A 21,059-nucleotide genomic window follows, 5' to 3' on the forward strand; every position below is an offset into this window, starting at 1 on the left:
TCCAGGAACCAGTCGGGCGATAGCCGCCGCTGCGAAAGCTTGAGGCTGCCCAGGCGTACCCGTTTGCGTTCAGGTGTGACGCGAGCGGCGAACTCTCCGTGCCCTCGTACCCGTGAGCATAGATCACAAGGCCGCCGTTCCAGCCGGCGGGGACCTCGATCACATAGCTCCCGCCTGCGTAGGTACCGCGCTGGCTGACTGGACCGCCCTCGCCGGCCGGCGCAGGCGAGAGCGCTGGATCCGTGGCAAGCACGAAGAGCGCCGCCACGACAAGCGCAAGACGCCCCGAAGTCAGTATTGTGATCCCGCCGTATCGTTTCGTCATGTGCCGGCCTGGTCTGCCCAACGCTGGCGGTGAGCGGCGGCGGCGAGCGAATGCGAGCCGGCCGGCCGCTCCACTGCCATGTTCGACGCCGAATCAACGCAGACCGTCATTCGACGACCTGATCCGCTCGTGACACGAGCGACGGGGGAAACGTCAGGCCTATGGCCTTGGCCGTACTCTTGTTGATCACCAGCTCGAATGTCGTTGGTTGCTCGACAGGAAGGTCACCTGGCTTCGCGCCCTTCAAGACCTTGTCCATGCGGGCGGCCAGGTGGGTCGTCTGCCCGACCGCCGTGTAGTCCATGTGCAGGTCCGAGCCGATGGCACGGACGACGACGTCGCCGGAGTTGAGGCCGACGCGGATCTGGATGGGCACCCCGTGCGAGCGGAAGACCTCCTCGGCGTATTGCGCGACCGACTCCTGCATCCGGAGCGCCGCGTAGCACGCCCGGACCGCGTGGTCCTCGTGCGCCACCGGCGCGCCGAACAGGGCCATGATCCCGTCGCCCATGACCTGGTTGACGGTGCCCTCGAAGCGGTGCACCGCCTCCATCATCCGTTCGAGCACGGGGTCGAGGAGCTCCCGCGCTTCCTCAGGGTCGCGGTCGGCGAGCAGCTCCATAGACCCCTTGAGGTCGGCGAAGAGTACGGTCACCTGCTTGCGCTCGCCCTCCAGAGCTATCCTGGAGGTAAGGATCTTCTCGGCCAGGTGTTTGGGGGTGTAGGTCTCGGGCGAGCGGGATGTGGTTGATGAGATGCCCTGGGTCAGCGATACTCCACACTCGCCGCAGAACTTCTGCGTCGGAGGATTTGGTGCTCCACAGGAGCTGCAGACCGCCGAGAGGCGAGCGCCGCACTCGCCGCAGAACTTCTGGCTTGGAGCGTTTTCGTGCTCGCACCGCACACATTTCATCCTGTGGCTCCTCCGCCCTCCGGCTTCAAGGTCCGCCGAGGTTACCTCCGCTGAGCCGGGGGGTCACGGTGCCCTAGCCTCTCAGTGCGCATAACTCGAATTCGGCCGACCGGCCTAGCAGGGCAACCCTTGCGGCCGTCGCAGCGTAGCACCGACGCCGCTCTGTGACTGGCCGTTGCCTCCCTCGTTGAAGTCGCGCGGGGTTGCGGCCCGAGGCGTGGCTCGGCACCGCCGCGTTCGGCCGGTCGGCCCATCCCGCCGTCTGGGCGTGGGGCACCTCACGGGTTGAACATCCGGTCGGCCGGGCTCCGCACCGCCGCCGGCCCTCGGTTCAAAACGTGGGTGTAGATCATCGTTGTGCCGAGGTCCCGGTGGCCCAGGAGCTCTTGCACCGTGCGGATGTCCTGGCCGTCCTCCAGGAGGTGCGTCGCGAACGAGTGGCGGAGCACCGCCCGGACCTCATCGCGAGTGAGGACAATCGGCAGCCGGTGGGGGCGCTTGGCGCGCACCACCCCGTCAAGCCAGGGGAGGTCGACCTCCAGCACGTCCCGGTACAGAAACAGGAGGGCGCTCAGGGCCTGATTCTGGGTGGACGCGGCGACCCGGAAGCGGGTCACCTCCGGGGCGCCCATCTCGGCGGGATGGCGCTAGGCGTGGAAGAAGAAGATGTAGCGCTTGATCCACGCGACGTAGGCCTCCTCGGTGCGCCGACTATAGTGGCGAGCGCGCAGGGCGGCGCGCACGCGGTCGAGGAGGCGCGGCTTCGGCGGGTCGGCCTGGACGATCTCACGGACCACGAATGCGGCCGGATCGGGATAACAGGTCACCACCCCCTGCGAGGCCGCAGCGGAAAACTGCAGGGTGACCATGCCCCGTCCCCCTCCCCCGGAGTCAACCATAATCGATCGGCTCGAGCCCGGCAAGATCGCGTTTCCCACCCCGGCAGCAACGGGCGTGCCCGCGGGGACCGGGCCGATCTCGCCGCCAGGGGGGACTTGCTGTCGGGCCGGACCCCTTCGGGTCCCGCGTCGAGCGTCAGGAAAAGAATACGCTGGGCTCTCAGGAGGAATACGGGGCTGGATCGTCCCGGCCGGGTATGACCGCCCCGAGCCGGGCCACGGTTCAGGGCGTGGGCATAGATCGTCGTGGTGCTCACGTCCCGGTGCCCGAGCAGGCGGCCTCGACACCGCCTCCGCGGACGCCTGTGGCTGTCCAACAGCAGCCTCCGCGGGCGCCTTGCACCCGCGGATTCGCCCTCGTATACTGCGGAAGGCACGCCATGGGAAGCCGCATCGTGAGCCTCGTCCTGGCGAGCCTCGCCATCGCCGGCTGTAGCGTCATCTCGCTCGACCTCACCCCCCGCGTCCGCCCCCTGCAGGAGACGACGATCGAGGGCAAGGGACGCGACAAGGTGCTCCTCGTCGATCTCGCCGGGGTGCTGGCCGAGGAGCCGATCTTCACGCTGGAGGCCCGGCCGCAGGTCCCGCTCCTGGCCCGGGTGCGCGAGGAGCTCGAAAAGGCGGCCGGTGACAGCCAGGTCCGGGCGGTCGTCCTCCGCATCAACAGTCCGGGCGGCACCGTCACGGCCTCGGACATCCTCTACCACGAGATCACCCGCTTCAAGGCGCGCCGCAAGATCCCGGTGATCGCCTCGATCCTGGACGTCGGCGCGTCGGGCGGGTACTACGCCGCCCTGGCCGCCGATCGGATCGTCGCCCACCCGACCACGGTGACCGGATCCATCGGGGTCCTCATGCTCACCGTCAACTCGGGCGGACTGCTCGAGAAGATCGGCGTCAGCGCGAGCTACATCAAGTCGGGGCCGCTCAAGGACATGGGGAACCCCTTCCGGGCGCTCACCCCGGAGGAGCGCGCGATCTTTCAGGACGTGATCGACCGGCTCTACGCCCGGTTCGTGACGCTGGTCGCGCGCGAGCGGCGACTGGACGAGGCGCGCGTCCGCTCGTTCGCCGACGGCCGCATCTATACCGCCACCGAGGCCCTGTCGCTGGGGCTCGTGGACCAGATCGGCTACCTGGAGGACGCCATCGGCCTCGCCCGAGAGGCGGCCGGCGTCCCCGATGCCAAGGTGATCGCCTACCACCGGCCGCGGCAATACCGGGCCACCATCTACTCCGCGAGCGAGACGCCCGGTTCCGGCGCCGGCGTGGCGGACCTGGCCCGGCTCGTCACCTCCGGCCCCCGCTTCCTCTATCTCTGGTGGCCCTAGATCATGGGAGGGGGCCATTGATTGGGCGGGCTTCGCCCGTTGGGGCCCCCTCCCAGACCCTCCCCCGGGAGGGTTGCGCGGGCAAGCCCGCGCTCGAAGTGGAACACCGACCCGCGGAGCTGGGCGGCGCCTCGGGGAAACCCTCGAGGGCCACGACGGCCTTGACACGGGTTCGCGGCGCATGGTACCCATGAAGCTGAGCCCTGCGAGAGTCGGACACCGACCTGAGCGTCGGAGGGATTCGCGAGTCGAATCCCGAAGGACTACCTCTCCGGGGCGTTCGTAGCCTCGCTACGCGGGCGGCAGGCCCTGGCGCACCTGCGGTCGGGCATCGCCTGCCGCCCTTCTCCGCGCCGATAACCTTCGCATCCCGAGGTCCCTCAGCGAACGCGACGCCGAGCACGAGGTTCACGGCGCCCGCGAGGGCGCGAGCGGATCCAAAGAAGGCCGCTCCTCGCCCTTCAGGGCGGCCGAAACAGAAATATAGGGGCCGCGGCTCGTTGACATACGGAAATTAGATCGATCATAATCGACATACGATTCCGTGATCGACGGAGGCGTCCCATGGAGACGCTGACCATTTCCCCGAAGTTCCAGGTTGTCATCCCGAAAGCTATCCGGGAGAGGCTCGGTCTCTCACCGGGGCAGAAGGTACAGGCTGTCCTTTACGGGGACCGCATCGAGCTCATCCCGCTCCAGCCGGCCAAGCGCCTGCGCGGGTTTCTCATGGGCATCGACACGACGGTCCCCCGTGAGCCGGATCGCGTATGACCGTGGTGGATTCGAGCGCGTGGCTCGAGTACTTCGCCAATGGCGCGAACGCCTCCTTCTTCGCCGGGCCCATCGAGAAGACCCGGGAACTGCTGGTCCCCTCGTTGACGATCTACGAGGTATTCAAGCGCGTGCTCCAGCAACGGGACGAGAGCGACGCATTGCGGGCCGTGGCCGTCATGCAGCAGGGCTCGGTCGTCGATCTCGACGTCCGGCTGGCCTTGTCCGCGGCACGCTTGAGCATCGACACGAGGCTGCCCTTGGCCGATAGCGTGGTCCTCACCACGGCCAGGCTCCACGATGCCGTGCTCTGGACTCAGGATGCCGACTTCCAAGGCCTTGCCGGCGTGCGCTACCGTCCCAGGAAGACCTGACGGGGGCCTCGGGGGCCATCCCTCATCGAGCGGGCATCGCTCAAGGCCGGCTTCCCCGGCCGTATCCTAGCGGTGTGTCGGAGTAATCCGACCCGGCGCCGACCACCGAGCGCGTGGTGCATCGAGGAGTGCTCCGAGCGGCGGCTTCGCCGCCGCCACGACGGGGGGGCCTCGGGGGGGTCTTCCGAGACCCCCCCGAAATGACCTAGCGGCCGGTCCAGCGCGGCGGGCGTTTGTCGAGGTAGGCGGCGATCCCTTCCTGGGCATCCTCCGAGCGCGTCACGATCGTCAGGAGATCCCGCAGATACGGAAGCGCCTTCCCGTGGTCCAGCTCGAGCGCCGTGTAGAAGGCTTCCTTGGCGATCGCGAGAGCGGCCGGGCTGTGGCCCGCGAGCGTGCGCGCGAGCCCCTGGACCGTCGCCTCCAGCTCGGGTCGGGGGACGACCTGACTCACCAGCCCAATGGCCAGGGCCTCGCGCGCGGGAAGCTCCGCTCCCGACAGCACCAGCGGGAGGATCCGCTTCGGCGCCGCCGCCCGAAGGATCGGCGCCATCACCATCAGGGGCAAGAGGCCGAGCTTGATCTCGGGGAGCCCGAAGATGGCGTCCTCCGAGGCCACCACGATGTCACAGGCCGCCGCCAGCCCGCAGCCCCCGGCCAGCGCGTAGCCGTGCACCTGGCCGATCACCGGGGTCCGCATGCGCGGGATACCTTCCAGGATCCGGGCCAGCCCGCCGTATTGCGCCCGCGCCTCGAGGATCGGCGCCTCCCGGAACATGCCCTTCAGGTCGGCGCCCGCGCAGAAGGCGCGATCCCCGGCGCCGCGGAGGACGATGGCGCGGGCCTCCGCCATCCCGTCCAGGGCTTCCAGTGCGTCGCCGAGCTCCTGGACGAGCGTCCGGTTCAGCGCGTTGCGCGCCTCCGGGCGGTTCAGGGTGACCGTGGCCACGCCGTCCTGGACGGCGACGAGGATCGTCTCGTAGGTCATGCCGGCTCCGCGAGGACGAGATCCAGGAACTGCCGGAGGATGCGCGCCGTCGCGCCCCAGACGACGTCGTCCCCGTAGGCGAAGATCGCGATCGGCTGGACGGTCCCGCCGCGCTCCCAGAGCTCCTCCCGGAAGCAGGCGGGATCCAGGAGCACCCGGAGCGGGATCTCGAGCACGCGCTCGATCTCGCGCCCGTCGGCGCAGAGCGCGGGGGCGATCCGGCAGAGCCCGATCACCGGCGTGATCACGAACCTGGTGGTGGCGGTGGGCACGTCGTCCAGGAGGCCGAGGACCTCGACGCCGCCGGGGTCGAGCCCGATCTCCTCCTGCGCCTCGCGGAGCGCCGTCTCGATGCGCGAGGCATCGAAGGTCTCCACCATGCCGCCCGGAAAGGAGAATTGCCCCTTGTGGTGCGGCACCGCCTGCGTCTTCTTGGCGAAGACCAGATAGGGCTCGTCGTCGTGGTAGACGAAGAGGAGCAACACGGCCGCCGGCGCGCGGTCGTCGGCCTCCACCACCCGGCGGCTCCGCGAGTCGAGCGCCGCCTGGAGACGGGCCCGGAGGCTCTCGAAGTCGAGGGGGGGCCGAGGCTGGCTCTCCGCGTTGACCATCACCGCGCGTTCAGGGCCTCGGGGCGGTTCAGCGTGATGGTGACGACACGCTCCTGCTTGTCGTAGAGGATCGGCATGGTCCCTCCCGGGGAGAGCGGTTCCCGGACGCCGCCCAGGCGGCGCGCGTCAGTGCTTCACGAGGCCGGTCTTGAGGACGTGGGCGTTCAGCTCCCGCCCCAGGATGCGCTCGGCGAGGCGTCCCAGCTCGAGGAGCCGCTCCGGGTCGATCTCGGTCCGCCCGCCCATTTCGGTGAGCATCGCCACCAGGTCCTCGGTGCACGCGTTGCCCGTGAGCCAACCTTCAGGTCGGTCGGAATGAAGGCGTCTTCGTTCTGCAGCCCATCGCGGGCAAAGCACTCGCAGACGACCACGGCGTGCGCACGGATCATGACCACCTCGCCGACCACGGGCGTGAACCACTCCCTCGGCTCGCCCTCTTGCTGGAGGATAGCCCCCGGGCCAGCCGGTGTAAAGGCACAGCCCGGTCAGCCGAGGTGATGCGCGTCCGGGCCTCCGTGCATCCAGAGCGCCTTGTCGAGCGTACGCAGCGAGACGCGATACCGCCGGGCGAGCCCCCGCAGGCGGCCGATGTAGGCGACCCACCCGGCGGCCGTCGGCGGGAACCGTTCGCGGACTCCGAGCCGCCGGAGGGCGGCCAGGACCCGGACGTCGTATACGGGGTAGCGGCTCGGGTGCGCGAAGTGCAGGACCACCGAAGCCACGGCGAAGCCCACGCCGGAGAGTCCGCGGAGCAGCGCCAGCCGCCGCCCCTCGTCCCGGGTCAGGAACGCGGCCGCCGTGAGGCCGCGGACCCCGGCCGGGGTGTTCCTGGCGACCCGAAGCCGGATCCGGGGCGTCTTCCACTCGCCGAGCCAGACGAGGTCGGACCGCGTGAGGTACGGGTGCCCGCGCTGGCGGCGCCGCCCAAGCCGTGTCTTGAGGGCCCGCTCCGCCCGGGCCGAGGCTTGCGCTTCGGGTGTCCCATCGAAGACCCGGGCCAGGGCGAGCAGCCGCCCGCGGGTCAGGCCGGCGCCGGGGCGGCGATCCGCCGCGTCAGTCGCAATTGCACGGCGCCTCATGCAAGTCTTTCCGTTCCGCAGTCGCCGGGCGACCGGTGAAATCCCCAAAGTCGGCGGCACTGCTGGAGTTCCGCCCCGTGGCAGGGTCCTTGCTTCGTCAACGGCAGCGGACGGTAATTCGGCCCCAACTCCAACCAACTCGGGGTGATAGGCATGCGACGGCGACGTTCGCTCATCGGCGCGCTCCTCCTGCTCGGCATCATCCTCGCCCTGGCCCCGAGCCCGGCCCACGGGGGCCCGACCTTCTCGATCGGCAAGACGTCGGCCTCGTACAATCCGGTGCAGCCCGGGGTCACCACGACGATCACCACCTCGGTCACCAACACCGGGACCATCGCCTCCGGCATCATCGTCGACATGGAGATCCACGACACGGCCGGGAAGATCGTCCAGCAGTACACGCCCGGCCAGACGTTCGGAGCCGGTGAGACCAAGTCCTTCCACTGGTTCTGGACGGTGCCGCCGACCCAGGCGGACGCCACCTATGTGGTCAAGATCTACATCTTCGCCGCTCGCTGGGCCGAGCTCTACTCCTGGAACAACCACGCTCTGGATCTCACCGTCCGGCGGAGCGGACCCATCGTCGCCTTCGATATCGCGTCCATCGTCGCGCGGCCCGCCACGATCCAGCCCGGCCAGCGCGTGACCCTGATCGCCCGCGTCACCAACACCGGCACCGCCCCGGCCGCCGGCATCAGCATCCTTCTCGATCTCGAAGATCCGCTGGGCCAGGATTTTCCCGGTGACCGCCAGGGAGTGGGCAACGTGCACTTCGCGCCGGGCGAGTCCCGGACCTTCGTCTTCCAGTGGACGTCCTCGGCCCGCGCCCGGCAGGGCATCTACGGCGCCGGCGTCGGGGTCTTCGGACCCGGCTGGAAGCCGATGTATGCCTGGAAGGCGGACCACCAGGCCTTCACCCTCGGCCGGATCAGCGATCCGACGTTCACGCTTCCGCAGACCACCGCCACGCCCGCCTCGGTCGCCCACGGCGGGGCAGTCATGGTCCGGGTGGAAGTCAGCAACACGAGCGCGTTCCCCGCCGCCGCGATCGTCGTGAACGTGCAGATCCACAACAGCGCCGGGGACAAGGTCCTCCAGCAGTACGTCACCGGCCTGGCCTTCGCGCCCCACCAGACGCGGGACCTGACGTACGTCTTCCAGATCCCGCCGAGCCTGCCGGCGGGGCCGTACCGGGTGCAGATCGGCGTCTTCAACGGCACCTGGTCCAAGCTCTACGTCTATGACGCGGACGCGGCCGCCTTCACGGTAACCCCCTGAGCTGAAGTCGGAGGGGGGCATAGCCCCCCTCCGATTCCTTCCCCCGGGAAGGTCCCCCGACTCCGGGCGCCGCGCGCATTCTTTCCGGGCTGCTTGTCCCGAGTCCGGCGGCCGTCGTAGACTCCTGCCCGATGAGTCCCGCCGGCTTCGCCATCGAACCCGCCGCCCCGACCGACGCGCCGGCGGTCGTCCGGCTCATCGGCCGGGTCTTCGCCGAGTACGGCTTCGTCTTCACGCCGGCCGAGGAGGTGCCGGACCTTCTCGCGTTCGAGCGCCACTACGCCGCCCCTCACGGCGCCTTCTTCGTGGTCCGTGACGCCGGGGACGTGGTGGGATCGGTCGGCATCGAGCGGGGCGCCGGCGGCGCGGCCGAGCTCCATCGGCTCTACCTCGATGCCGGTCTCCGCGGGCGGGGTCTGGGCCGGGCGCTCGTCGAGGCGGTGCTCGGCTGGTGCCGGGCCGAGGGGATCCGTCACCTCATCCTCTGGTCGGACACGCGCTTCGACCGCGCCCACGCCCTCTACGAGCGGATGGGCTTCCAGAAGACCGGCGAGCGCGCGCTCCAGGACGCCAATGATTCGCGGGAGTTCCGGTATGAGCGTCCCGTGTGATCCGCCTGTCGCGCCGAAATCCTTTGACCCGGTGTCTCCCCCGGGGCTAGGCTGACACGGGCCCCGAGACGGTTCGCCGGGAGCGCCATGATGCTGTGTCCCCAGTGCGAGCGCAAGACGCCGTCCGACGCCGCCTTCTGCCCCGAGTGCGGGGCGAAGCTCCGGGTCGCCTGCGCTCAGTGCCGGACCCTGAACGCGGTCGGCTCCAAGTTCTGCACGAAGTGCGGCTCCGGGCTTCCGCGGATCTCCGTCTCAGACCCGGCCGTCGCCGAGCCGTCGCGGCCACCGGGTCTGCCCGTCGTGCTCGTCGCCGACGATGACCCCGCGATTCGCGCCCTCGTCTGCGACGTGCTCTCGGAAGCCGGCTTCCGGACCGTGACCGCGGGTGACGGCAACGAGGTCCTGGAGCTGGCCCGGCGGCACCGGCCGATCCTCATCGTGCTGGACATCATGATGCCGCACGTCGACGGGTACACGGCGCTCACCCGCCTTCGGAGTCACGCCGAGCTCCGGGACGTTCCCGTCCTCATCCTCACCGGCCAGCTGGGTCCTCTGTACGAGGCGCTGAGCTTCGGCGTCGGAGCCGTGGCCCACATGACGAAGCCCTTCTCGCCACGCCAGCTCATGGAAACCGTGGAGCGGCTTCTGGAGCCCGGCGGGCCGTGAGCCCCGCCGAGAAGCGCCTGTGGGTCCCGACGCGCTCCGCGCCGAACCTCAGATGGGCTTCGGCGCGCCGGCCACCGCGTGCTTGGCCGGCGCCCGCTTGGCGTGCGCCCGGGTCGCCGCCTTGTGCGCCCCGGGGTTGGACCGGCGCGCCACGCGCTTCTTGACGGCGCTCCGTCGCACGGTCTTCGCCTTCGCGCGACTGGCCTTCGCCTGGCCGTCGAGCGCCGAGGTGGACGCCGCGCTCGGCCCAGAAGTCTGAGCCGAGGCCACCGGGACGAGCGCGAACGCAGTCACCAGCATCGCCACCATCAGGAATCGCACCGCTTTCCTCCTCTCCGTCCGTTCGTCGGACGATCAGGCGCGGGACCGCCTCGTGGCCGACGCCGGCGCTGATCGCGCGATCGGGCGCCCGGCGAGTGCCGTCCTGTCCGGGTCCGGGCCGGATCGAGGAGGGCCGGCGGGGGGCCCACCGGGCCGGCTGACACCCTGAGGGCGCGGCGCGGGGTCCGAAGCTGGACGAGGACCTCGGTCAGGACGCCCAGCGCGAAGCTTCCCGCGTCCAGCCACCGGCCGAGTCGCCTCCGCCGTCCCGCCCGGATCGCCATGCTCAGCGGGCGACGCGCGCCCGCACCTCCTCGACCAGTCGTGGCACGACCTCCCCGGCCTTCCCCGGCAGCACGGCGTCGGCCAGGTGGTCGAGATGAGTCGGCATCAAGTTGACGATGACGAGCCGCGCCCCCGCCTCCTTGGCGTAGACGGGCATGTAGGCGGCGGGATAGACGACCAGCGACGAGCCGACGACCAGGAAGCACCCCGCGGCGCGCGCCCGCTCCTCGGCGAGCCGGGTTTCCTCGATGGGCATGGGCTCTCCGAACAGGATGGTGTGCGGCTTGACGATCCCGCCGCACGCGCGACAGGCCGGCACGGTCTCGCCGGTCTCGAGCCGCTCCTGGATCTCGTCCCGCGTGCAGGCCGCCGCGCAGACCAGGCAGCGCACGCGGGTGGCGTTGCCGTGGAGCTCGATCACTTTCGCGGTCGGGGTCCCGGCGCGCTGGTGGAGGTCGTCGATGTTCTGCGTGATCACGCAGTCGAGGAGTCCGAGCCGGTCGAGCGCGGTGATGGCATGGTGAGCCGGATTGGGTCGGGCCGCGCGGACGGTCGCGTAGAGCTCCCGCCCGACCGCCCAGTACCTCCGCCGCCCGTCCTCGGATCCGATGAAGCGCTGATACGAGAAGTCATCGGGATCGTGCCGGGTCCAGAGCCCACCCGGGCCTCGGAAGTCCGGGATACCCGACTCCGTCGAGACGCCCGCTCCCGTGAAAACCACGACCGGGCCCGCAGTCGCCACCAGGTCGGCCGCCCGCTTGATCAGGTCATCCATGGTAGAGGCCGCCTCCGAGCCTACCAGATGTGGGGCGCCGGCCTCCTAAGGAATTCGGTAGCCCAGCGCGTCCAGACACGCCAGTCCGTCGCGGTGGCCGAGGTCCAGCACGCGGCCGACGCGCTCGCCATCGAAGTCGAGCGGGCGGAGATGGAGCGGCTCCGACGGCCGGAGCACCCGCACCTCGACCTGGGGCGCGCGAAAGCGCGCCAGCTCGACGTCCCGCAGAACCTCGCGACTCAGCGCGATCTCGAACGCCCGCTCCAGCACCGACTGGACCGTCGCACCGGCCGGCGGCCCACTCTCGTAGCCGAGCACGACGAGCAGCCGGTCGAGCGGGTGCGCCGCGAGCAGCTCGAGGGTGGGCGCCCGCTGGATGATCCCCCCGTCGACGAGCACGGCCCCGTCGAGCCGGACGGCCGGGAAGAGAGCCGGTACGGTCACGCTCGCCATCAGGGCGTCCAGGGTGAGCGTCGCGTTGTCGAAGCGACGGGATTGACCGGAGACGAGATCGGCCGCCAGGACGAGGAGCGCCACCGGGGCCTCGCGCACGCGCGCGAGATCGACATGCTGCTCCAGGGTCCGGCGGAGCGGCGTCGGGTCCAGGAGGCTCCCGGCGTCGCGCAGGACGGCGAGGGTGAGCCACCCGGGCAAGAGACCGCTCAGGACGGTGGTCGCGCGGTACCGGAAGACATCCTCGCGCCGGACCGCCCGCCAGAGCCCGGCGAGCCGCTCGGCCTCGCCGGTCGCGACCATCACCGCGCTGAGCGCGCCGGATGAGGTCCCGGCCACCGCGGCCGGCACCACTCCCCGCTCGTGGAGGGCCAGGGCGAGCCCGGCCTCGTAGGCGGCCTTGGCCCCCCCGCCCCCGAACACGACGCCGAGGCGCAGGGTGCCGGGGGCGCGCTCGCTCGGCTCACACCCGAACGCGCTCGCGCCCGGCATCACGCAGGCGAGCGCCGCCAGGCCGAGCGCGAGCCGTGCCGTGACACGAGCGCTCGCTCGCGCCAGCACCTCAGGGCTGGCCGAGCACGGCGACGCAGGCGACCGCGCCCGGGCCGCCGAGGGTGTGGGCCAGTCCCGTGCGGGCGTTCTTGACCTGCATCCGCCCGGCCCGGCCGAGGAGCTGATCGGTGACGTTGTTGATCATCCGCACCCCCGACGCCCCCACCGGGTGCCCGCAGGACTTGAGCCCGCCGGAGGTGTTCACCGGCAGGTCACCTCCCAGCCTGGTGACGCCCCCGGCCGCCAGCCGGTGGCCCTCCCCGGGCTTGGCAAAGCCGAGATCTTCGTAGTTGATGATCTCCGTGATCGTGAAGCAGTCGTGGCACTCGGCGACGTCGATCTCCTTCGCCGGCTCGGTGATGCCCGCCATGCGATACGCGGCCCGGGCGGCCTCCCGGGTGGCCTTGAAGGACGTGAAGTTCCAGCCGGGGTCGAACTGCGTGTTCCAGTACCCGGCCGCCACGCTGAAGGCGATGCCGCGGATCAGGACGTAGGGCTTGCCGCGCGTCCGGGCCAGGTCAGCCCGGGTCAGGATGCAGGCCGCCGCTCCGTCGGTCGTCGGGCAGCAGTCGAAGAGCCCGAGCGGCTCGGCCACCCTGGGGGCCCGGGCGTGTTGCTCGGGGGTGATGGCCTTCTGGAAGTGTGCCTTGGGGTTGAGGCTCCCGTGGAAGTGGTTCTTCACCGCGACGTGAGCGAGCGCCTGCTCGTCGACGCCGTACTCCTTGAAGTAGCGGGTCGCCAGGAGGGCGAACATGCCCGGTGCCGTGCGGCCCTTGCAGAGGACCGGGTGCCCGCGCTCGACCGCCTGGGCGACCAGGCTGCCGCGGGAGGGCACCTCTCGCATCTTCTCGGCTCCGACGGCAAGCACGACGTCGTACTCCCCGGAAGCGACGGCGAGGGCGGCGTTCCGGACCGCCTCCATGCCGGACGCGCAGTAGGCGGCCACCCGCGTGATCGGGATCGGCGGCAGGTTCAGCGTGTCGCCCACGAAGGTTCCGGCGTTGCCCTCGTATCCATAGAGGAAGGGCTCGTAGGTCCCGAGCCAGCCGGCCTGGATCTCGGCGGATCCGACTCCCGCGTCGGCCATGGCGGCGGACGCGGCCTCGTACACCATGTCGGAGTAGGATTGGTGGAAGTTCTCACCGAACTTGATGGTGCCGGTTCCGATGATGGCGACCTGGTTCGCGAGTCCCATCGATGCCTCCCCGCCTATGTCCCGGCCAGGTACATGACGCGGGTCGGGTTCGGCTGCTCCACCCGCCTCACGGTCCGGAAGCCCGTCCCCTCCAGGAGCTCCTGGAGCTCCGGGACCGTGATCATCCCGCAGCCCACGAGGACTTCGTGGTGCTGGATCCCCGCCAGCATGCGGTAGGCCGGGTGAGCGCGGTACTCCTCGATCGTCCCCGGGTACGGGAGCTCCGAGATCAGGAGCGCGCCTCCCGGCCGAAGCGCCCGCCGGACGCGCGCGAGCACCGCTTCCCACTCGGGCCGCTCACCCGTCTCGTGGAGCGCGATGTTCATCACCACGAGATCGAAGCGGTCGACGAACTCCATGGCGAGGGCGCTGGTCGGCTCGACGCGCACCCGGTCGCCCACCCCGGCTTCCGCCAGATTCTGCGCCGCCAGCGCGAGCATCGGCGGATCCACCTCGAGCCCGAGGCCGTGCGCACGCGGGAAGCGCCGGCTGAGGTGGATGAGGCCGTAGGCGGCGCCGCACCCGACGTCGAGGATGGCTCCGCCCTCGTCGAGCCGCCGGATCACCGCGGGAGCCTGGGGCAGGACGATCTCCGCCATGATGGCGAAGTCCGGCTTGGTCGTCTCCATGATCCCCCGGATCAGCTCCGGCGAGTGGTCCTTCCGGGGGAACGCGGCGCCGTCTCGCAGCCGGGCCGGGAAGGCGGCGAAGTCTTCCGTGAAGGCGACGCTGATCTCCACGCGGCCGCCGAGGTACTGGGGGTCCGCCGGGTTCAGGAGAAGGTCGCCGACGTGCGGCGCCAGCCGGAAGCCGACGTGGGGATCGTAGTCGAGGAGCTCGTACGCGTACGCCGCCCGGCACCAGACGCGGACGTAGCGCGGCTCGTACTCGAGCCGCTTGGCCAGCGCATCGGCCGTGATGCCGGGCGCCGCCTCCTGGACCGCCTGGAAGAGTCCCGCTTTCCGTCCGACGGCGGCCACCCACGTGCCCTGGAAGCCGCCCAGATAGCCGAAGAGCTTCCCGAACTGCGCGTCGCGGGTCGGCATCCGCGTCGCGGTCAGAACCGGAGGCGCAGGACGGCCGGCCGGGCGTCCCCGCGCGGCACGAGGAGCAGGAGGAGATTGTACTCGTCCCGGCCGAGCTTGAGCCCGTCCGGATCACCGAGTCCCTTCATCAGGGCGGGCATGGTATTGGAATGGCCGACGATCAGGACGCGATCCTGGGCGTGGCGGGAGCGGAGCGCGGCGACGAGCGTGTCCATGTCCTTGTCTTCGTACTGGGCGACCCGCTTCATCTCGATCTTGAGCGCCTTCGCCAGCGGCTCAGCGGTCTTGATCGTCCGCTGGAGGTCGCTGACGTAGATCGCCGTGATCCCGGCGTCCTTCAGCAGACTCGCCAGCAGCTCGGCCCGACGCACTCCGGCCTCGGAGAGGGCGGAGTCCTGTGAGTCGTCCTGTCGCTCGGCGTGCCGCACGACGAACACCGCCTGCTGGGCCTCGGCAACCAGCCCCGACACGGCCAGGAGCGCCACGATGCAGCAGCCCAGCCAGACCCGCCGCCCCATCACATACCTCCGGTTCCGGCCCGCGATCGCCTCGAGGATCCTGGGTGGCCTCAGCTTAGCACGGCCAGGGCCGGCCGTCCCGGGCACGGAGGGCAGCGCGCGCGTCAGCCCACGACGGGCCGGCGCCGCGATGAATGCCGAACGGAGGACGATCGTGAGCCAGGCGACGGCCTGAGCCGGCCAGGCCCTCAACGCGCGGCGGGATGAACCCCCAGGACGCCGCGGACCGTATGCCCCTCCTCGCGGGCGGCGTCGGAGACCGCCTCGACGGGCTTCTCCGGCAGGCGCCAGGTGAAGAACTCGCGGAGGGGAGCGCGACCGGCGTCGGGCGGGACGATGAATGGAACAGACAGGCGTGCCGCCACGAACCCGAGGCGGGCGCGGTAGACGAAGCAGTACGTGAGGACGGGCCGCCGCAGGAGCAGTTCACCGTTGACGATGATGTCCAGCACGAGGTGGAGGAGCGCCCCGGCGACGTAGCCGTGGAGTCCCGGCCGGGGCCACGCCACGGCCAGCGCGGTGAGGAGCCCCAGCAGCTCCAGCGAGTGGAGCGGCAGGACGACCCGCCGGTAACGATGGGTGAAGTAGTAGCGCAAGAACGCGGACGGGCCGGGGTGGCGCCACTGGCCCTCCACGAACAGGTAGTCCAGGTAGTGATCCACGTCGATGAGGAAGGCCCCCGCCACGCAGCCGGCCGCCAGCTCGGCGGAGCCGGTGGCCGCGTAGCCGCCGGCGCCGAGCGCCACGGCCGTGGCGAGATGGCCACCCGGTCTCACGGGCTCACCCGGATGTCCTGACGACGGACACGCATCACCATCGCCCTCCTGAATGAGCAAGAACGGTGCCCGGGAAGGACCGAAGAGTTACCGGCGTTTTCATGCGCTTCTTCGCACCGGCCGTCCGAGCATCCCGCCTGTGCCCATGCAATTCTTGCCAGTAACCTGGGCGCATTCTGGTCAGTAAAATCCCTACCCCGGCCATCCCCCTAGATCAACGAACGCGACTGGCCGCCGTCGACATTGAGGCAGGCCCCGGTGACGAGACTGGCCGCGTCGGAAGCGAGAAAGGCGACCACGCGCCCGACTTCCTCCGCCCGGCCGAACCGCCCCAGAGGCAGATCGGCCTTCATGAACGCGGCGATCCCCTCGGGATCCTCCCGGACCCGCCGCTCCCAGCCCCCGCCGGGAAAGAGGATCGAGCCGGGCGCGACGGCATTGACGCGGATCCCCTGCGGGGCGAGCTCGAGAGCCAGCGCTTTCGACATGGCGATCTCGGCCGCCTTGGCCGCCATGTAGGTAGGCCGGCGGACGTAGGCCCCGCCCCACTCGCGCCCGTAGATGGAGACGATGTTGACGATGGCGCCGTTCCCCCGGGCGCGCATGTGGGGAACCACGAGGCGGCTGGCCCGCACGGCCGGGATCAGGTTCAGGTCGACCGCCCGCTGCCAGTCCTCGACGCTCGTCTCCTGAAACGAGGTCCCCGTCGAGCCGCCGACGTTGTTGACGAGGACGTCGATCCGGCCGAACGCCGCCAGCGTCGTATCGATCACGTCGCGCACCCCGGGCTCGGTCGTGACGTCGGCGCCGACCGCGACCGCCTCGACGCCGAGTGCCCGCACCTCGGCCGCCGCCGCCTCCAGAGCTTCCTTGCCTCGGGCGCAGAGGCCGATGCGGCAGCCCTCTCGCCCCAGCTCGATGGCGATGGCCCGGCCCAATCCCCGGCTCGCCCCGGTGACGACTGCCGCCTTGCCGCGCAACCCGAGGTCCATCGTGGGCCGCAGTGTAGCAGATTCCCGGAGTCGGGATCCGTCCCGCCGGGCGAGTGGGGGAGTGGCCTTGACGGCCATCGCGGTGCGGCGTAGAGTCCGGCCACGGCGGCTCATCAGGGCGGCTCGCCCAGCCCGACGCGTGGCCCGAGGCTCGGCCGGAGGGAGGTGTCCCATGGCGATCGTGACCATATCGTGCCAGATGGGGTCGGCTGGCTCGTCGATCGGCCAGGCGCTCGCCGAGCGTCTCGAATACCGGTACGTCGACCAGGACATGATCTCGCGGGCGGCTGCCCAGTACGGGGTGCTCGAGGCCAAGCTCACCGACCTGGACGAGACCAAGCCGTCCTTCTTCGAGCGCTTCGACGTGGAGACACGCCACTACGTCACGGTCCTCCAGTCGGCTGTCCTCGACGTGGCCGAGCAGGACAATGCCGTCATCATGGGCCGGAGCGGTCAGGTCCTCCTGCAGCGGATCGCCCACGTGCTCCGGGTCTTTGTCCGCGCCCCCTTCGACCTGCGTGTCCGCCGCGTGATGCGGAAACTCGCCGACCAGGGCGAAGCCGTGGATGCCCGGACGGCGGCGGAGATCGTGCGGCGAAACGATCAGGAAAAATACGGGCGCATGCGGTACCTGTTCGACGTCGACTGGAGCGACCCGGCCCTGTACGACGTCGTGATCAACACCGAGAAGGTCGTCCCCGAGGCCGCCGTCGAGGTCATCCTCGGTTCCCTGGGGCGCCCGGAGCTGGTCGCCACCGACGCCTCGCGCCAGACCGTGCGGGACCGTGCTCTGGCCTCCCGTGTCCGCACGGCCCTCGCCGCCCACCCCGAGATCCGCAAGTACCGGATCAACGTCGAAGCCGATCGGGGCGTCATCCGGCTCGAGGGCACCGCGGCCCTCGAAAAAGCGGCCGAGGTGGCCCGAACGGTGCCCGGCGTGGTCGAGGTCAAGGGACAGCTCCTGGAGGTGCCTCCGATCCCGCCCTTCGTGGCGTGAAGCCGCGGACGTGACGCGGGACCTCCCTCCGCTCGGCGTGGCCGTGGCGGCGGGATCCCCGCCACTGGTGGCCCCGGCGCCGGAGTCGGTGTCGTTCCCGAGCGAGGACGGCGCGACGATGCTGGTCGGCTACCTCTTCAAGCCAGCCCACTCCTGCCCCTGTCCGGCGGTGGTCATGATGCACGGTCGTGGCGGCGCCTTCTCGACCCGGACCAGCGACGTCTACGACGGTGGCGCGCTGTCCGGGCGGCACCGGGAATGGGCCACGTTCTGGGCCGACCGCGGGTATGTCGGTCTCCACGTGGACAGCTTCGGGCCGCGCGGCTACCCGCACGGCTTCGCGGCCGGGACCTATCAGGCGCGTCCGCCGGGGCTCAGCGAGCTGACGATCCGACCCCTCGACGCCTACGGGGCGGTGAGATTCCTCCGGTCCCGCCCCGAGGTGATCCCCGATCGCATCGGCCTGCACGGCTGGTCGAACGGCGGGACGGCGGCGCTGGCCGCGATGGCCGCCGACGCGCCGGGCATCCGCGACCCGACGCCGGCCACGGGGTTCCGCGCCGCCGTGGCCTTCTACCCGGCCTGTGGCCTGGGGGGACGATACGCGGCCGGTTATCGGCCGTACGCTCCGGTCCTGGTGCTCGTGGCGACGGACGACGAGGAGGTCTCACCCCAGCGCTGCGAGAAATTCGTTGCCGCAGGAAAGGCGGCCGGGGGCGCCATCGAGATCGTCAGCTACGCGGGGGCCCAGCACGCCTTCGACGATCCCGGCCCGGGCAAGCGCGGCCGCGAGGCGAACCGGCTCGCGACGATCGACGCCCGGAATCGCGTCGCCGAATTCTTCGAGCGCCATCTCCAGCGGTTCGGCGCGGCCATGGGAGAGCCCCCATGACGCGCTACATGAGCCCCGTGAGCCGCCAGACCGGTACGCTCGCCAGCAGCGCCAGGATGCGGTAAAGCGCCTCCAGGACGAGCGGCCGCCGGGCCTGGGCGTGGCTGAACAGCTCGCCTTCGCTCGCGAAGTAGATGATGGCGTAACCCGAGTTGACGTAGGGCAGGATCGTGTGGTCGCCGGCCACCAGCGCGACCAGGACGGGGATGAAGGGGTGGAAGCCCAGGCCGGCGGCCAGCGGCATCGTGACGAGCGCCAGCAGGGTCGAAGCCGTCATCCAGGGCACGAAGAAGTGGAGGACGAAGGCGACCGCCGACACGACCAGGACGAAGCCGAAGGGGTTGCGGACCAGCTCCGGCATGCCGCGCTGGACGAACTCGCCGAGCCAGGTGTCGATGTGGAGCGTCTCGAAGACGCCGCCCAGGCTCAGGATCACGCCCGAGTAGACGAGGAGCCCGAGGGTGCCGCCGCCCTGGACGGCGCTCTGGTCGAGGGCGCCCACGATGAACAGGCCGAGGAAGACCCCCACCGAGAGCCAGACCGGCGCGATCCCATGCCACTCGCGGGTGGCGAACCCGACGACGAGCACGAGCAGCGCGGCCGCGCTCCAGAACTCGTTCCGGGTGAGCGGACCGAGGAGGGCGTGCTGGAACCGGATGGCGTGCAGGTCCACGCGCGCCTGGCGGTGCGGCTCGAAGAGCGCCAGGATCGTCAGGTAGTTGAGACCGAAGACGATGACGAAGACCGGGAGCGCCACAAAGAACCATCGCCACCAGGTGATCGCATGTCGGGCGTCAGGCGGAAGGAGGCTGTGGACGACGAGACCGGTGAACGTTCCGGTCAGGAACAGCTCACCCATCTGGAGGAAGCTGAAGAACGTGAGGAGCCCGATGGCGGCCGAACCCGGGCTCTGCCGCTGAAAGCCCATCGCGTCGGAGATGCCGCGCGCGATCGGCACGCCGAGGGCGATCCGGGTGGCGCCGCTGGTGAGGCCGGCGGTCATGAAGACCCCGGACGCGCACAGGACGAGGCTCTGGATCAGGAAGCTCGGCCGCAGGTGCTGGAGGGAAAGCAGGACCAGCCGGAACATGAGCCCCGAGCGCGAGACCGCGGTCCCCACCGCCAGGAGCGTGAGGATCATGATCCAGGCCGGCGTGGCGAAGCCGGCCAGCATCGCGCCGGGCGGGACGAGCCCCGGCACCGCCAGGGCGAGGGTCAGCAGCAGCACGACCACGTAGTCGGGAAGCACCCCCGCCACCAGGAGCGGCACCGTGGCGACGATGGCGGCGAGCGTCGCCAGTCCTGGCCGGTCGAGGCCGGGTGGCGTGGGCGCGAGCCACCCCAGCGCGAAGACCACCAGGGCCAGGGCGGCGCCGACGCCGCGCAGGCTGGCGGCCCCGCGCCATCGCCCCCGCAACCCCTCGACGCTGGCGACGCCACCGGCAGCGCTCGGCGCCGCGGGTCGGGGACGCTCGAGACGGGCCCGTAGCGCCTGCAGCCGCTCGCTGAGCGCCGGGTCCGTCCCGGCCGCCTGAACCAGCCAGCGCTCGACGTCCGCCGGCGTCACGGTGGTGGCCAGGCGCGCCTCGTCCTCGACGAGCCGCTGGACGGCTCGCGCCGTCGCCCGGGCGGCCAGCTCGAGGTCGAGGGCGCCGGCCGGATCGCCGGCCGCGGCCAGCTCGCCGGCCGCGGCCTCGCACCAGGCCGGATCCGGCGCCGCGCCGCTGCCGGCCAGTAGCGCGGCGAAGGCCCGGTCCACCGCGGCCCGGTCCCCTTCCCGACGCACGAAGCCGGGCAGCGCCTCCAGCTCCACGAGCGCCGCCGACAGCCCGGTTCGCCGGCACGCTTCGCTCAGGGCCCCGCTCGGCCAGTCCCCGCGCAGGACCACCCCCGCCATGAGGCGGCTGGCGTCCGGCGACATGGCCGCCAGCGCGTGCCGCAGCAGCGCCTGCGCGACTCCCCGGAAGACCGCCGCGTCCTGGTTGGTGGCCGCGAGTCGGAGGCCGAGCGAGCGCTCGATGCTGGCGGCGATCGGTCGCTCCTGGCCGAGAAGGGCCTCGAAGCGCTTCCGCGAGAGCCGCCAGACGGTGACGTCGGTCTCGGCGATCACCGTGGCCGTGCGCGGCGAGTCGGTCAGCAGCGCGACCTCACCGAAGCATTCTCCGGCGTCGAGGACCGTGAGCGGAGTCCCGTCGCCCGCCGTGACCTCGGTGAGCACCGCCACCCGACCGGCCTTGATGACATAGAAGCTGTCGCCGGGATCGCCCTGGCGGACGATCACGTGGCCCGGCGGGAACCGGAGCTCCTCCAGCTCGCCGGCGAGCCGGGCCAGGTCGAGACGCCCGAGATGGGAAAAGAGCGGGGTACGGGCGAGGGCCGTGGCCGAGTCGAGTCGCGTCGCGTCCTGCATC

Annotated in this window: 23 protein-coding genes and 1 pseudogene; 8 read left to right on the forward strand and 16 right to left on the reverse strand. The window is 70.9% G+C overall.

All coding sequences use genetic code 11. The features are described 5' to 3' along the window. The 3 genes and pseudogenes from VGW35_14850 to VGW35_14860 form a co-directional block, all read right to left on the reverse strand. Positions 1 to 325, reverse strand: a 325-nt coding sequence (locus VGW35_14850) for a hypothetical protein (protein HEV8308938.1), incomplete at its 3' end; no start/stop codon positions are given. A 106-nt stretch (positions 326 to 431) separates the two neighbouring features. Beyond that, complete coding sequence (locus tag VGW35_14855) at positions 432 to 1,229, reverse strand: ABC transporter substrate binding protein (protein ID HEV8308939.1); 798 nt, start codon at positions 1,227 to 1,229, stop codon at positions 432 to 434. Between the two features lie 287 nt (positions 1,230 to 1,516). Continuing rightward, a pseudogene (locus VGW35_14860) lies at positions 1,517 to 2,023 on the reverse strand (phage integrase N-terminal SAM-like domain-containing protein). A 494-nt stretch (positions 2,024 to 2,517) separates the two neighbouring features. On the opposite strand from VGW35_14860, the gene sppA reads away from it, so the two are divergent. From sppA to VGW35_14875, 3 genes are all read left to right on the forward strand, one after another. Then, entirely contained in the window at positions 2,518 to 3,468 is a 951-nt protein-coding gene (gene sppA, locus VGW35_14865) for a signal peptide peptidase SppA (protein HEV8308940.1), read from the forward strand. 564 nt (positions 3,469 to 4,032) lie between these two features. Beyond that, positions 4,033 to 4,239: an AbrB/MazE/SpoVT family DNA-binding domain-containing protein gene (locus VGW35_14870; GenBank protein HEV8308941.1), complete on the forward strand. Its 207-nt coding sequence runs from the start codon at positions 4,033 to 4,035 to the stop codon at positions 4,237 to 4,239. Continuing rightward, positions 4,236 to 4,613, forward strand: coding sequence for a type II toxin-antitoxin system VapC family toxin (locus VGW35_14875; protein ID HEV8308942.1), 378 nt, complete (start codon positions 4,236 to 4,238; stop codon positions 4,611 to 4,613). Before VGW35_14870 ends, VGW35_14875 begins: the two co-directional genes overlap by 4 nt. A gap of 205 nt (positions 4,614 to 4,818) precedes the next feature. Here the strand turns inward: VGW35_14875 and VGW35_14880 are convergent, their stop codons facing one another. From VGW35_14880 to VGW35_14895, 4 genes are all read right to left on the reverse strand, one after another. Continuing rightward, positions 4,819 to 5,601 carry an enoyl-CoA hydratase-related protein gene (locus tag VGW35_14880; protein ID HEV8308943.1) on the reverse strand — a complete coding sequence of 261 codons (783 nt, stop codon included), beginning with the start codon at positions 5,599 to 5,601 and terminating at the stop codon, positions 4,819 to 4,821. After that, on the reverse strand, positions 5,598 to 6,212 hold the full coding sequence (locus tag VGW35_14885; GenBank protein HEV8308944.1) for a CoA pyrophosphatase: 615 nt from the start codon (positions 6,210 to 6,212) through the stop codon (positions 5,598 to 5,600). Before VGW35_14885 ends, VGW35_14880 begins: the two co-directional genes overlap by 4 nt. A 126-nt stretch (positions 6,213 to 6,338) precedes the next feature. Then, positions 6,339 to 6,476 (reverse strand): hypothetical protein, encoded by a 138-nt coding sequence (locus VGW35_14890; GenBank protein ID HEV8308945.1) that lies wholly within the window; start codon positions 6,474 to 6,476, stop codon positions 6,339 to 6,341. 221 nt (positions 6,477 to 6,697) lie between these two features. Beyond that, the gene (locus tag VGW35_14895) at positions 6,698 to 7,291 is read right to left on the reverse strand and encodes a hypothetical protein (protein ID HEV8308946.1); all 594 of its coding nucleotides are present in this window, start codon (positions 7,289 to 7,291) and stop codon (positions 6,698 to 6,700) included. Between the two features lie 153 nt (positions 7,292 to 7,444). On the opposite strand from VGW35_14895, the gene VGW35_14900 reads away from it, so the two are divergent. The 3 genes from VGW35_14900 (at position 7,445) to VGW35_14910 (ending at position 9,846) form a co-directional block, all read left to right on the forward strand. After that, positions 7,445 to 8,569 (forward strand): hypothetical protein, encoded by a 1,125-nt coding sequence (locus VGW35_14900; protein ID HEV8308947.1) that lies wholly within the window; start codon positions 7,445 to 7,447, stop codon positions 8,567 to 8,569. A 131-nt stretch (positions 8,570 to 8,700) separates the two neighbouring features. Further along, a complete protein-coding gene (locus VGW35_14905) occupies positions 8,701 to 9,180 on the forward strand; it encodes a GNAT family N-acetyltransferase (protein ID HEV8308948.1) in 480 nt (159 codons plus the stop codon). A gap of 87 nt (positions 9,181 to 9,267) precedes the next feature. Then, positions 9,268 to 9,846: a response regulator gene (locus tag VGW35_14910; protein HEV8308949.1), complete on the forward strand. Its 579-nt coding sequence runs from the start codon at positions 9,268 to 9,270 to the stop codon at positions 9,844 to 9,846. Positions 9,847 to 9,894: 48 nt separating this feature from the next. Here the strand turns inward: VGW35_14910 and VGW35_14915 are convergent, their stop codons facing one another. From VGW35_14915 to VGW35_14950, 8 genes are all read right to left on the reverse strand, one after another. After that, complete coding sequence (locus tag VGW35_14915; GenBank protein HEV8308950.1) at positions 9,895 to 10,167, reverse strand: hypothetical protein; 273 nt, start codon at positions 10,165 to 10,167, stop codon at positions 9,895 to 9,897. A gap of 286 nt (positions 10,168 to 10,453) precedes the next feature. Beyond that, the gene (locus VGW35_14920; GenBank protein ID HEV8308951.1) at positions 10,454 to 11,227 is read right to left on the reverse strand and encodes an NAD-dependent deacylase; all 774 of its coding nucleotides are present in this window, start codon (positions 11,225 to 11,227) and stop codon (positions 10,454 to 10,456) included. A gap of 45 nt (positions 11,228 to 11,272) precedes the next feature. Further along, positions 11,273 to 12,241 carry a patatin-like phospholipase family protein gene (locus tag VGW35_14925; protein ID HEV8308952.1) on the reverse strand — a complete coding sequence of 323 codons (969 nt, stop codon included), beginning with the start codon at positions 12,239 to 12,241 and terminating at the stop codon, positions 11,273 to 11,275. Between the two features lies 1 nt (position 12,242). Next, positions 12,243 to 13,427 (reverse strand): acetyl-CoA acetyltransferase, encoded by a 1,185-nt coding sequence (locus tag VGW35_14930; GenBank protein ID HEV8308953.1) that lies wholly within the window; start codon positions 13,425 to 13,427, stop codon positions 12,243 to 12,245. A gap of 14 nt (positions 13,428 to 13,441) precedes the next feature. After that, positions 13,442 to 14,473: a class I SAM-dependent methyltransferase gene (locus tag VGW35_14935; GenBank protein HEV8308954.1), complete on the reverse strand. Its 1,032-nt coding sequence runs from the start codon at positions 14,471 to 14,473 to the stop codon at positions 13,442 to 13,444. Between the two features lie 11 nt (positions 14,474 to 14,484). Next, positions 14,485 to 14,991, reverse strand: coding sequence for a phosphoglycerate mutase family protein (locus VGW35_14940; GenBank protein HEV8308955.1), 507 nt, complete (start codon positions 14,989 to 14,991; stop codon positions 14,485 to 14,487). Positions 14,992 to 15,179: 188 nt separating this feature from the next. Beyond that, a complete protein-coding gene (locus VGW35_14945) occupies positions 15,180 to 15,767 on the reverse strand; it encodes a hypothetical protein (GenBank protein HEV8308956.1) in 588 nt (195 codons plus the stop codon). A 209-nt stretch (positions 15,768 to 15,976) separates the two neighbouring features. After that, the gene (locus VGW35_14950) at positions 15,977 to 16,759 is read right to left on the reverse strand and encodes an SDR family NAD(P)-dependent oxidoreductase (protein ID HEV8308957.1); all 783 of its coding nucleotides are present in this window, start codon (positions 16,757 to 16,759) and stop codon (positions 15,977 to 15,979) included. Between the two features lie 172 nt (positions 16,760 to 16,931). Between VGW35_14950 and VGW35_14955 the strand changes: the two genes are divergently transcribed. Further along, positions 16,932 to 17,756: a cytidylate kinase family protein gene (locus VGW35_14955; GenBank protein ID HEV8308958.1), complete on the forward strand. Its 825-nt coding sequence runs from the start codon at positions 16,932 to 16,934 to the stop codon at positions 17,754 to 17,756. 10 nt (positions 17,757 to 17,766) lie between these two features. After that, positions 17,767 to 18,648: a dienelactone hydrolase family protein gene (locus VGW35_14960; GenBank protein ID HEV8308959.1), complete on the forward strand. Its 882-nt coding sequence runs from the start codon at positions 17,767 to 17,769 to the stop codon at positions 18,646 to 18,648. 4 nt (positions 18,649 to 18,652) lie between these two features. Here VGW35_14960 and VGW35_14965 read toward each other — a convergent pair. Beyond that, on the reverse strand, positions 18,653 to 21,059 hold a 2,407-nt coding region (locus VGW35_14965; GenBank protein HEV8308960.1), incomplete at its 5' end, for a cyclic nucleotide-binding domain-containing protein.

This window comes from Candidatus Methylomirabilota bacterium (assembly GCA_036005065.1).
Taxonomy (GTDB): Bacteria; Methylomirabilota; Methylomirabilia; order Rokubacteriales; family DASRDR01; genus DASYQW01.